The organism is Methanosarcina sp. (assembly GCF_049706645.1).
In the GTDB taxonomy this organism is placed as follows: domain Archaea; phylum Halobacteriota; class Methanosarcinia; order Methanosarcinales; family Methanosarcinaceae; genus Methanosarcina.
On record NZ_JBNAKP010000007.1, the window covers coordinates 97,729 to 110,583 of the forward strand.

General features: G+C 40.0%; 9 protein-coding genes. 2 read left to right on the forward strand and 7 right to left on the reverse strand.

What is annotated here, in order from left to right; genetic code table 11:
- The first annotated feature begins 27 nt into the window (after positions 1–27).
- Entirely contained in the window at positions 28–2,349 is a 2,322-nt protein-coding gene (locus tag ACPK8D_RS02710) for an ArnT family glycosyltransferase (RefSeq protein WP_424716302.1), read from the forward strand.
- A 27-nt stretch (positions 2,350–2,376) separates the two neighbouring features.
- On the opposite strand, the gene ACPK8D_RS02715 is transcribed toward ACPK8D_RS02710, so the two are convergent.
- Together ACPK8D_RS02715 and ACPK8D_RS02720 are read right to left on the reverse strand one after the other, a co-directional pair.
- Complete coding sequence (locus ACPK8D_RS02715) at positions 2,377–3,585, reverse strand: glycosyltransferase family 4 protein (RefSeq protein WP_424716303.1); 1,209 nt, start codon at positions 3,583–3,585, stop codon at positions 2,377–2,379.
- Positions 3,582–5,189, reverse strand: coding sequence for a glycosyltransferase (locus tag ACPK8D_RS02720; RefSeq protein WP_424716304.1), 1,608 nt, complete (start codon positions 5,187–5,189; stop codon positions 3,582–3,584). The genes ACPK8D_RS02715 and ACPK8D_RS02720 overlap by 4 nt, the downstream gene beginning before the upstream one ends.
- A 39-nt stretch (positions 5,190–5,228) precedes the next feature.
- Here ACPK8D_RS02720 and ACPK8D_RS02725 point away from each other — a divergent pair, with 39 nt between their 5' ends.
- The gene (locus ACPK8D_RS02725; RefSeq protein WP_424716305.1) at positions 5,229–6,953 is read left to right on the forward strand and encodes a glycosyltransferase; all 1,725 of its coding nucleotides are present in this window, start codon (positions 5,229–5,231) and stop codon (positions 6,951–6,953) included.
- 51 nt (positions 6,954–7,004) lie between these two features.
- Here the strand turns inward: ACPK8D_RS02725 and ACPK8D_RS02730 are convergent, their stop codons facing one another.
- The 5 genes from ACPK8D_RS02730 to ACPK8D_RS02750 all read right to left on the reverse strand — a co-directional run bounded on the left by ACPK8D_RS02730 (position 7,005) and on the right by ACPK8D_RS02750 (position 12,748).
- Positions 7,005–8,060: a DUF1796 family putative cysteine peptidase gene (locus ACPK8D_RS02730; RefSeq protein WP_424716306.1), complete on the reverse strand. Its 1,056-nt coding sequence runs from the start codon at positions 8,058–8,060 to the stop codon at positions 7,005–7,007.
- Positions 8,061–8,268: 208 nt separating this feature from the next.
- A complete protein-coding gene (locus tag ACPK8D_RS02735) occupies positions 8,269–9,669 on the reverse strand; it encodes a class I SAM-dependent methyltransferase (RefSeq protein WP_424716307.1) in 1,401 nt (466 codons plus the stop codon).
- A gap of 16 nt (positions 9,670–9,685) precedes the next feature.
- Complete coding sequence (locus ACPK8D_RS02740) at positions 9,686–10,897, reverse strand: ABC transporter ATP-binding protein (RefSeq protein ID WP_424716308.1); 1,212 nt, start codon at positions 10,895–10,897, stop codon at positions 9,686–9,688.
- A complete protein-coding gene (locus tag ACPK8D_RS02745) occupies positions 10,897–11,622 on the reverse strand; it encodes an ABC transporter permease (protein WP_424716309.1) in 726 nt (241 codons plus the stop codon). Before ACPK8D_RS02745 ends, ACPK8D_RS02740 begins: the two co-directional genes overlap by 1 nt.
- A 22-nt stretch (positions 11,623–11,644) precedes the next feature.
- Positions 11,645–12,748 (reverse strand): glycosyltransferase, encoded by a 1,104-nt coding sequence (locus ACPK8D_RS02750; protein ID WP_424716310.1) that lies wholly within the window; start codon positions 12,746–12,748, stop codon positions 11,645–11,647.
- Between the last annotated feature and the right edge of the window lie 107 nt (positions 12,749–12,855).

Below are 12,855 nucleotides of genomic sequence, written 5' to 3' on the forward strand. Positions count from 1 at the left end.
GAAAGGAAGTCGAAAGGGGGATTTCAGATGGAAGAGTTAAGAATTCAGAAGATTAGCTTTAATCAAAGACATCGTAATCAAAATGATCAAGTAAAGAATCAAGCAAATAATCAAGTAGAGAATCAAGCAAATAATCAAGCAAATAATCAAGTACGTAGTAACCAAAAATATAAAAAAGTAAATTACATACTATCTGAAAACCCTTATTTTGATATAATCCTTGCAATTATATGTTCAGGTTTTTTTATAGCGTTATTTGCAGGACATTATTTTAAAAGCTACCAGTTGCTCCATGCGTTGAATTTTTTAAAATTCCTGGTAATCCCACTACTTTCCCTCTGTATATACAGATATTACAAAACAAGATCAAAAGTTACTTTTTTTATTCTTTTATTCTCGCTTGCACTTACCTGGTTCTGGGGCTTTGACTTTGCGTACCGCTGGGACGCTGTCCAGCATGTCGTACGCTCCAAATATTATCTTTCCCACTCTTATTTTGGCAGCACGGAAGAAAGGCATTCTTTCTTATATCTTATATGGGGAGGGTTTTATAGCCTGTTTGGAGAATCCGAGATCTTAACCAATTTAATAAATATGTTTCTGGGCATCTGCGGGATCTTTGGAATATATGCTATCTCTAAAGAGTTATATGATGATTTTACGGCATTTATAGCCCTGTTAGTCTCCTTTACGTTTCCGGTGTTTTTTCTGGTTAATAAATGGGCCTATCTTGATATGCCTTTTACCTCTTTCGTAATAATAACATTCTTCTTTTTATTTAAGTACCTGAATACCGGATCGGACCGATTCTTTTATTTATCCCTGGCTTTTGCCTTTATCTCCTTCGGAACAAAAGTGCCTGGTCTTGTTCTATTTCCCGCAATTTTTCTCGGTCTCATAATTTACCGTCAGATGAATAGAAAAACATTTATACTAACTTCCTTAATGTTTTTGTTTTCCGTATTTTTTTATTTGAAAGTAATGTATTACTCAAAAATAATGGATGACTTTTCAATAATTACGCCATTAACTTTCGGAACCGATGTAATAATGATATGGGCAGGCTTTCTAAAACAGGAGATCTCACAGTATATATATTCTGGAATATTTTTTCTCTCCATATTTGCTTTTCTAAAATCCGAAGGTAAAAATAAGCCTCTCCTTTACTTTTTATTGGCAGTCCAGATCTTATTGCTCATAATATCTGAAATTTATCCGAGTAAGTCACTTTTCTGGTTCCCTCTTTTACCTTTAGATAACTATTCCCCATATTATATTTTACTGGGATTATTAATATTAAGCCTGTTAATATCAATAGGTGTATGTAAAACGAGAGCAGAGGTTAGCAAAAGCGAAGCAGTTATGTTAATCTGGATTGCTTCTTTTACAGCATTTTTTATAATTAATGGCAAAATATACGATTATGGCTTGAAGCCCCTTATTGATATTGGTTCTTTAGATTACCGATATTTAATGCCTGCATTTCCGGCTCTGATAATTCTGTTTTCCTTAAGTATATCAAAAATGCTCAGGTCCGATTACTCTGAAAAAACCAGGTTTATTATTATTCTCGTACTTGCACTTACTCTGGTTTTCAATTTCATAACTGCAACGAATTTAACATTTTATTATGCTAACTCGGGAAATGCCCGTCTGGAAGGATACCAGTGCCTCAGTGAACAAAGCCCTGAGGTTGTATATACGCACTGGCCCTTCCACTATGGAGACGGTTATGATATAGGTGGACTCACCTGGGAAAAAGATAACATAACAGTTAGAAACATAGAGTCGGATCACTTTGATACATCAGGAGATAGAGTCTTTCTTTTGTTTGACACTCATTTCTACTCCCCGGAAAAACTAATAAATTCCAATACCGAAAAAATCGAAGCTAAAACCTTCTTACTGAATCCGTTCTCTACTTCAGTTTCTGGAGAAACTGTTAATTCGGTTTATGTAGTGGAAGTTGAAAAAAGTTCGGTTGTATTTGCTGATGGATTTTACAATGTCGAATACTGGGATGACAAACCTATAAGGTGGATGGAGAGCAATTCTACTTTCTATTTATATTCAGAGAAAGATATGAATACGACACTGATTATGCAGGTTGAAAGCTTTTATCGTGAAAAGACTCTGAAAACTTATGTTAACGGGAAATGTGTTTCAAGACATAATGTACCGGTGGGGTATTTTTCAAATTTAGCATCAGATGTAAGTGTGAAAAAAGGAATGAATACAATAAACCTGATAGTACCTGAAGGGAGCGATAAACCCTGTGACGTGTTCGAAATGGACAAAGAAGACACTAGAAACTTAAGTATTGCAGTTCAGGATATCAGACTTTATTAAAGATGGAGATGCCCAAAAAATAAAAGTTTAAAGAACCGAAGTCAGTTTCTTATCAACCACTTTGTCCAGAGTCCTGCACATATTCAGTGCAATTATTCTCCAATTATACTCACCTTCAACTACTCTGCGCCCACTTGCGCTAATACTTGCGTACAATTCTTTATTCAGGAGAATTTCCCGGATCTTTTCGGGCATTTCAGGAATCTCACAGACCAGTACATGTTCATAGTTTACCAGATTCAGTCCTCTCGCCCCTACAGGTGTGGAGATGACCGGCAGGGAAGCCGACATATAGTCCAGCATCTTGATATTCGTTCCCGAACCGCTAACCATCGGGTTTATGGCAATATCCGAAACCCTGTATAATTCAAGCTTTTCGTCCTCAGTAACCTCAAAAGTCAGGCCTACGTTTTTTCCCCTGCTTTCGTCTCTTACTCCCCAGCAAACACTTCCGCAAATTAAGAAATAGACATCTTTCATCTTCGGGGCAATTTCTTTAATAATGATTTTCGCAGCCTGCACATTGGGCGGGTGGCCGCTTCCCAGGAAAATAACGAGAGGCTGGTCAACGATTCTCTCTTTTACGAGCTGTCCTTTCTCATAAATCGAGTCAAAGGTATCAGTATCAACCCCGTTTGGGGATACATGAACTTTATTTTCGTCAAGTCGATAGATTTTTTTAATGCTACTCCGGTCTTCTTCGGACGTAACAAATAATAAATCCGACCTGATAGAAAGCTCGCTTTCAACTTTTTCGACTTTGCTACAAATATAATCTTTTAAAAAACCCTTTCCCAGCAAAGATTTCTTTAAGGAGGATTCGACGTTATGGGCTTCATAAATAAAGAGCTTATCTTTTGCATAGTTCCGGACAAGCGGGAACATATACGGGTGAGACAAAATTACAATATCGGATATCTCAATGTAATCCTTTGCAACCGAATCGATTTTCCGGTTATGCCTGCACAGGAACATCGCAGCTATATCATCGACGGATACACCTAATAATTTCCCTGCTACCGCATTTACGTTTTTGTGGAACAAACTTTTCGGAACTCTTACCTCCATGAAATTATCGCAGATTTGAGTTTCCTCAACAGCTTTTGATTCTCCGAAGCAAATATAGGTCACATTGTATTTTTTGGATAAGTTTTTATAAATATTATAAATCCTGACCTGCCCCCCAAACCGCGGAGGAAATATTGGAAAATCATTAAATACGACTATCTTTTTCATGTCTGACCCAGTACCCTAACCATTTCGGATGCTATTTTGCTCCAGTCAAAATTGTCTTTAACGGTTCTACGCCCGTTAGAGCTAATTTTAGAATACAGTTTACTATCACTTAGAATTTGATTAATTTTTACAGGGAAATCCGGAATATCACAGATTATTGCATTTTCATAATTTTCCAGGTTCAGGCCTCTTGCCCCTACAGGTGTTGAGATGACTGGCAGGCCGGCTGCCATATAGTCCAGCATTTTTATATTCGTACCCGAACCGCTGGTCATCGGGTTTAAGGCTATGTCTGCAGCTCTATATAATGCCTGTTTTTCTTCGTCACTCACCCGGCCCAGAAATATGACATTTTTCGCTTTTTTAAGAGCGTATAACTGGTTTGAGCCCTGGCTCAAATCAAACTTGAAGGTATTTCCGTTTTCAGAGTAAGTGATCTCCTGTATGGCAATTCCGAGAGGCCGCGTATCATTTTTAAAAGGCTCGCACTCAAATAAGAGATCAAGACTTTTATTTTTTAAGTCTTCGATTCTAACCGGATTCCAGCCAGCTTTCAAGCTGAACGAAATTGACCTGTCCCCTGTCCCTGCTTTAAGGGCTTTATCCTCAGGGGAATAAGCTTTCAGTTCTAAGGACTCAACTGCTTCTGAAACCTTTATCCTGAACTCGGGCCTGCACCAGACTGTCGGAACCGAGTCCCAGTATTCCACACCGTAAAAGCCGTCTGCTAAAGTTATTTTCTGGCGGCTGAAAATGTTATGGACTTCCAGATCGGTTTTCTCAACGAGATCGGAATTAATAAAATACTGCGAAACGTTCCCGGCCACGTAAAAAAGATTATTCGGCATCTGGAGTGCAACTTTTTTTATATTCTCTATTGCTTCGATATTAGGAGGATGGTAACTTCCTATAAAAACGCAAATTCCAGACCCGCTCAAAGCCGAGTTTTCCTTAAAAAAACCGTTATATACGTCAGGGTTTACTCCGTTGGGCGAGACATAAACCTTATTCTTTCCGATCCCGTAAAGGCTGGAAAATTTAGCCTTATTTTCTTCCGAAACCGCAAATATAAAGCTGCTTTTTGTAGACAGGGATTTTTCCAGATAAAACACATAAGCCAGTAAAAATTTACCAAGGAACGAATTTGAGAAGGCTTCTTTCATTAATTCGTATTCAAGGTTATGTGATTCGTAAATAATTTTTTTGCCATTTAAAAGTCGGCCCGGAACGGTATATAGAAAAGGGTATACAAAAATTACAGTATCAGCGTTCCCGATTTCAGCCTCAAGAACTTTTTTAAAATTCCTGTTGAATCGGCTTTCAATAGATGTAACAACGGCCGAACACTCTTTAATATCGGAACATCTGTTGATAAAATGGTGAAAAATTGCACTTACTTTAGTTTTCGGAATTCTTATTTCAGTAAAGTTCTCATTATGATTGACTCTTTCCACGGAATTTTCAGCATTAGGATAGGTGAATGTAACAAGTTTAACCTTAAAGTGCCTGGAAAGGTTATTATAAATATTGTATAAGCGCTCTTCTCCTCCGCTCTTCGGAGGATAAAACGCAGGATGAAAACTTAAAGCAAGCACACATGACATAAGTTTAAAAGTAAAGTCTCATGTAATATAAAGACTGCTATGAGAATCTTAGGTGTTACATTCAGATACGGGAAGGATGTATACGGTGGAGCCGAAATCCATATGAGGGAATTAGCCGAAGGGCTCCGAAAGCTTGGTGCCGAAGTTGACATCTGTACAACCAGGTCGCAGGGAATAAATCACTTGATAAAATCGGGAGAACTCTGGGATAATTCCCTTGAAAACGAGGAAATTGACGGCGTCAGGGTGATCAGATTTCCTGTAAAAAATCCTAACCGATACATTTCGCTTATTTTAGAGAAACTTATACAGGCTGAACTTGATGAAGAGGAAAGCACGGCCGAGAGCAAAATAACCGGGATCTGTCAGAAACACCTGAAAGAGGAGAATGGGGTATTATTGACCGGCTGGAATCAACTGGAAAGATATGGCAGCTTTTCAATGCGGTGGACAAAGAAGAATCCCATCATTTTAATTAAAGACAGACGGATTACGAGAGTAAGCCTGACAATTCAGAATAAGAAGAAAATTGGAGGAGAGATCCTTTTTCTCTCTTCAAACAGGGAATTACGCCATCCTTTACCCGTAACAAAGGACTGGGAACAGGTAAGTTTCGATCTTCCGGAAATCTCAGGAAAACTTCTTATATGTATAAAACTGAACCGGGGCTGGAAACCCCTGAAAGATTTCAGGACTCTCGGGATAGGGGTTTCTCAAATTCGTTACCTTGCAGACGGCGCAGAAAAGCAGGTTGATTTAGAGAATGACTACAGAAAAGCCCTGATTAAAAGCGGACTATTTATCGAGCATTTTACAGGCAACGCAGAGAAAAGAGCGGACAGGTACGGGAAATTTTTTGACTATATGAGAGGTCCAAGGTCGCCTGAGATGCTTAAATGGCTTGATGGTAATGTCGGTAAATATGATATTGTAATCTCGCAAATGCTCCCGTTTAACACGCTTCAAGCTTCATTAATTGCTAAAAAACATAATGTTCCCCTACTATTGCTGCCTTTGATGCATATAGATGATGAGTTCTATCACTGGAAACACTATTACAGAACCATAAAAACGGGAGATCTGGTGCTTGCAAACTCCGGCTATTCAAAACAGGCTTTTTACGATAAAATCGGAGCTAAAAGCATATTTATCGGGCCCGGCATAAGCAGGGAAGACTTTTTCCATGAAAACATAAACGGAGAAGCTTTTCGAACTAAATATAGACTTGAAGGCAAAAGGATAATATTAACCGTCTCTCGCAAAAACCCGAGCAAAAGGTACGACCTGCTGGTTAAAGCTATGGAAAAGATAAATCCGGATTTCAAGAATGCTCACCTTGTTATGATAGGGCCTGATGATGACAAACAGCCTGTCAATTCCGAATTTGTTTCATATCTTGGGAAAGTCTCGCAGGAGGATCTGGTAAATGCCTATGATGCCTGTGAAATTTTTGCAATGATGTCTGAGAGTGAAAGTTTCGGAATGGTATTTTGTGAAGCATGGGCCCGAAAAAAGCCGGTTATCGGAAATCTCTACTGCGGAGCGGTTTCGAACCTTATAGAAGACGGAAAAGACGGATTCCTGTGCGGGAATGAGGATGAAATCGTGGAGAAAATTGAAACGCTGTTGAAAGACAGAGAATCAGCTTTAGAGTTTGGTGAGAACGGGCTAAAAAAGGTAATGGAAAACCATACCTGGGATATAGTCACAAACAAACTTATGAGTGTTTGTAAGGAGATCTCAAAGGAAGATCTCAAAGGCTGAAAAGTAACTCAAGAAAAAGTAGAATCCATGCAGGGTTCAGGGCTTAAGCCTTCAAGAAAATTTTATACTATTGAAGTAGACTGTCAGATTCCTTGAATCTTCGGATTCTCCTATATACAATGGGGAAACTGGCATATCATGGATGAATTCCAGGATTAACTTGTTTTCGGGCATGGGAATGGAAGATAGATCGAATTTTTTTTCAATGTAATTCTTTTTCGTGAAATCAAGCGTTCCTGCGTATTCCCCGTTTACATATACAAAAGAGTATTTGCTTTTATAAGTGCTGCATTTCACAAGCATGCTGGAAACCGTATGGCGAACTTTTACACCAATCCGTGTCTTATTTCCCGTAGCCCACCTTCCATTGCTTTCATACTGGGCCAGCCCGGTATAGATAAACTGATCCGTGTTTTTGAAGTCCAGACGCTTATTTTCAAGGTATGCAAGCTTTGCAAGCTCGATTGTTCCGGGAGAGAAATTAATCGAAAAATGCCGTAAAATATGCCTCCAGAAAGGATCGGAATCAGTCCAGTTGCTTTCATTGTGGTATACATAAGCTATGTATGCATTATCCATGACTTTCAAAATCCTGGCTTCTTTCTTATCCGATAAAAAAACAATTAGCAGGTCAAAATCCAGATGAGGAAAAGCCTCCTTTAAAATAAGCTCCAGCGCTTTGATCCGATGTAAATAGTTATCAGATTCCGGAAAATACATAACAAAAAGAGCGCTTTCAGCTTCGGAACACCACCTGTAAAAGTTAAGGATTCGTCGGCTGAATTTCTTCCTGAGATCGGAATACTGGTGGCTCAAAGGAATGTCTTTCAGGAAATCGTGAACAAACAGTAAATCATACTTTGTATCCTGAACCAGGTAGGTGGTATTATTGTCGTGGATGGCCTTTATCTTCAAATTGTCCAGATTAAGAAAATCCATAAAGTTTGATTTTATAAACTGAGCAGTACTATCCGGGTTACTTACTATCCAGTCAACAGGGCCTGAAAATAGCCTTAAGTTATTTTTCTGGATTTTGTCTGCAACAATACACGCAGACCCCAAACTTACGATAAAATCATAAGATTTTACTTCTGGATACTGTATCATAAGCATCATTACTTCAGGTGATATCAGGAAAGTGCTGAGAGAACGGCACAAAGTTTACTTTTTTCCGGGTTTACTTTTTTCGGTTTACTTTTTCGGAATTACTTTTCGGAATTATTTTTTGGATTTACTTTTTCTGGATTACTTTTCTGGATTTACTTTCTTAATTTACCTTTTTGGATTCATTTTTTTGGAGTTATGTTTTCCGGACTCACTTTTTTCCTACTACGGCATAATCCTGAGCTCCGTAAAGCCTGCTGTTCAGCAAATCGATATTACGATTATAGATCTCCGTTATGGCTTTTTCTCTATCACTTACTCCCTCGAATACAGGAAATTTTTCAAGCCTTGTATCCTCGGAAACCGGGGAAATAAAGAAAGTCTCAAGCTCGGTGAAGCCTGTCGATTCAAGCAAAAATTTCAGGGTTTCAGGATGTACGGGCTTGACATGTGTGAGATCAATGTAAAAGTTCGCAAAGGAGAAAAGTGAAAGCGGGTTTACGGTTTCAACAAGAATATAGTGCCCGAAACTCAGTTTTCGGTAGCACAGCCTTAATAGCTTTGTCAAATACTCGGGTTTCAGATGCTCAACTACCTGGTCAATAAAAATCCCGTCAAGGGATTCATCCGGGAGCTGTTCAAGGTACGAGACTGCATCATTCAGCTCTACGCAGAGCCCTCTGGACCTGCACTGTTCTATCATATCTTCATCAAGGTCCACGCCTTTTGCACTTACACCCCTTTCCTTTAAAAGTTCTAAAAATTCTCCCCTTCCGCATCCGATATCGAGAACATTTAAGCACCCCTCAAAGTATTTAAAAAATTTACTCTGTCTTCCCTTTATATCTTCGCACGAGCCTCTGAATTTCTCTTCAAATTTAAAATAGTTTATACCCAATTCCTCGGGCTCGGACAGCTTGATTTCTTGCAATTTATAGGATTCTTCAATCTTTTTATCCAGTACGCTGCGCAGCCACACCCTGTTTTCGATTTCCGTATTTAGAGAGGAAATGAAGGAGTTGAGCACCTTATCCGCTTCTTTATAAACCTCAGGTTTTAAGCTCGCGACACCATTATCTATTTCTTTATGGATTTCAAACTTTAAGCTGTTCATTTCACTATTTATTTCCGTATTCACTTCAGCTTTAAAGTTCTCAATTCCGCTATCTATCTCGCTACGAATTTCAGGCTTCATGCCTTCAATTTTGCAGGTTACTTCCCTGTTAACCTCTGACCTGAGCCTTGTGAAGAGTTTATTCAAAACCGATGCTACAGTCCTGTTGAACTCGTTTTGTTTCCAGACAAGAGGGCCGATATATCTTTTTACTTCCCCATGGACAAGTTCTCTACCCTTAACCAGAACTGCTCCTGCGAGCGGCCGATGCGAGCTGATAGAATAACTATCGTTATCCATTTTCCAGTTTGAAGCCAAGTAGTCAAGCTCATTCTGAGGGGTATACTCTTCCAGGGACTCTTCAGGAAAATCCACAGGATTTCCCGCAGATCCCTTACAACCTGTACTCATACGCTTGCGTTTATTTATGTTCTCTCGGACTTTTTCCATTATTTCCTCGACCTTAATTTCCTTATCCTCAGATTCAAACGTGTCCATCTCGACCCACCTCAGACTACAGCTTCCAGCTACAGGGAATTTCGAAAAGTCCGGCATCTCTGGAGGTCGGCATTACATCAAAAGAGTAGAGTTTGTCATGCCAGTCATATGGTTTATGATCGTGTGAGTGTACCGCAACCGTTAGTGAAAATCTCCCGGTAAGTATAGGAAGCCTATCAATTACCAGGTCAAGGTACCCGTTTCCTTCAATCGAATCAATGGTCAGGTTTTTCAGTTCGGTATTGGTTCCGAACAGGTTATCTCCTTTTTCCGAGTAAAAAGCAATCCCGAAAACAGGGTCCAGGACTTTTTTGTGAGCCTGGTAAAAAATCCTGATTTTTACCGGATCAAAGGAATTAAATCGGGAGCCGGAATTGCCAAATTTATCATAGAACTCGACATTGGTTATCTCTACCTCCTTATCGCCCCAGCGATTTTTCGGTTCTGGTTCCCCATCGGCTTCAACCAGCTCGGTTTCAGAAACTTCCTGCTCTGGAGTCTCGTTTCCACCGTATACGTATCTGTCAATAACATCTCCTGTGTTTCCGAGCGCTACCTGCACGCCCTTATGAAGCAGCAGAGTCTTGTCACAGAATCTCCTTACAGCCCCCAGATCATGGGAAACGAAAACTATTGTCACTCCCTCCTTTCGATACTGGTTAAGGACATCAAGGCATTTCTGCTGGAACTCCATGTCGCCTACAGCCAGCACCTCGTCCATCAAAAGAATCTCAGGGTCAGTCTGAATTGCCGTTGAAAAGGCTAATCTTACCTGCATGCCTGAAGAAAAATTCTTCAATTTAGTATCCCTGAACTTTTCAAGCCCTGCAAACTCAAGCACGTCATCGAGCTTACTTTCAATTTCCCTTTTTGAAATCCCCATAATGGTTGCATAAGTCTTTACATTCTCAGACGCCGTAAAGTTCGGCTGGAAACCTACCCCGAGCTCAAGGAAAGGAGTGATTTTCTTATGCACGTTTACGGTCCCGCTGGTAGGACGCAGGATATTTGCTATGATTTTCAGCAGGGTACTTTTACCACTACCGTTTTCTCCGATGATCCCAATGGCTTCCCCTTCTTCTACCGTAAAATTGATGTCGTTTAAAGCCGGAAAAGTTTCGTACTGCGGAGGTCTCAAAGATCCTGCCAGGGACTCAAAAATGGTATTTCTTTTTTCGTGGGGTATCCTGAAGATTTTGTGAAGGTGTTCAACTTCAATCGTAGGCATTAAATTTCCTCCGCAAAGCCGGGTTCAAATCTTGAAAAGATAGCGTAGCCTATTACCAGGAAAAACACTGATGAGGCGAACATGAACAGGAGGTCTTCAGGGCGTGCCGGTGTAGAATAAATTACAGTATCCCGTGCAGAAATTATTATCCTTGCCATGGGGTTGAGAAGGACGATTTTCTGCAAAGTCTCAGGCAGGATATCCATACTGTAGAGGATCGGGGTTGCAAAAAAACCTGCCTGCATGAGCACATCCCAGATAAACTGGACGTCCCTGTAGTAAACGTTCAGTGCTGAGAGCGCCATGGAAATGCCCAGAGCCAGTGTGAAAAGAAAAATCAGGATCAAAGGCGCATACACTAAATTAAAGGATATGGGAACCCTGAAAACAGCCATGAATATGAAAAATACTATGGATTCGAAGAGGCTCATAAGCAGGGCTGTGACGCAGGACGAAATAACAAAAATGTCTCTTGGGAAATAGATTTTTTTAATCATATCCGGCCTTCCCACTATAGAAAACATCCCGATAGTTGTGGATCTGCTCAGGAAGTTCCATAAGATTATGCCCATTAGCAGAAACAACTGGTAATGCTCTACCTGCACCCTCATGAGATTGGAGAATACAAAGTACAGGACTGTCAGCATTAAAAGGGGTTCAAGGAGGGACCAGAAATACCCAAGTATGGAGTTTTTATACCGGAGCTTGAACTCTCCCCAGGACAATTTCCAGATCAAGTCCCGATAATTATATAACTCGTTTAAATGTTTGAGAATCATCATAAATCACATTTTTTATTTTTTCAGTAAAAATGGAAATGTCAAAGTCTTTAGCCCTATCGAAACATGCATCCCTGTAAGTTTCTGACCTGCAGGATATGGATTTTACAGCTTCGATTATGCTCTGGCAGTCAGCATCAACAAGCACGCCTGTGCGCCCGTCAACTACCGATTCTTTAAATCCTCCTTCGTTTACGGCTATTACGGGTTTTCCACTTGCCATAGCTTCAACAGGTGTCATCCCGAAATCTTCATCCATGGCAGTGCAGATAAAGCCTTTACAGCGGGAGTAAGTATCAAGCAATTCAGCTTCAGAAATTTCACCCAGCACTTTTACATTTTGCGGTAAATTATTAACTATATTTTCCGCATAACTTTTCGCATGATCTCCTTTTGAGTAGCCGCCAACAATAACAAGCCTCTCCTCAGGCATTTTCTTAAATGCGTCAATCTGAATTTCCACTCTTTTTTCAGGATAGAGGCGGTTTACTGAGAGCCAGAATTCTCCATACTCTTTATAGGTGAATTTTGAAGTTTCTACAGGGGGATAGATAACTTCAGCATCCCTGCGGAAATACTTTTTGATTCTTTTTGAGGTATTTTTGGAGTTAGTTACGATTTTACCTGTGTGAGAAAGATAATATTCGGAAACCGGCCTGTGAAGTCGGACCCATATCCGGAAGAAGATAGAAACCAGAAGAGATTGTCTCTGGAGAAAAGTATCGTAAAGGTCATAGAAAGCTCTTGTGGGAGTATGGCAGTAATACAGGTTGGGCTTATGTTTCTTTGCCGCGAAATGAGCCCAGTTGCCGGAAAATATAAAGAAATCGTATTCCTCTGAAAAATTACAGGCTGCAAAGTGAACAGATGCGGAGATCTGCTTCAGAGGAGGTATTTTTGGGGTTTTTCCCAGGCTGATTATACGGACATCGGAGTAGCCCATCTTTTTTACGGATTCCATGTTTAAGTCAGTAGTGATAACATCGGCATTGAGGTATTTTGCCAGCATAAGCACCAGCTTTTCTCCGCCGCCAATGGCTCCGAAATAATCGTGAAATATGGCTATTCTCATCGGTTTCTCACTTGTTTCAGGGGGTTTAAACGGATTTAAGAGGCTACTGAAGCTTGAATTCAGATATAAGTCAGGAGTTCTAAGTAGTATCGGACATTTTATTAGTA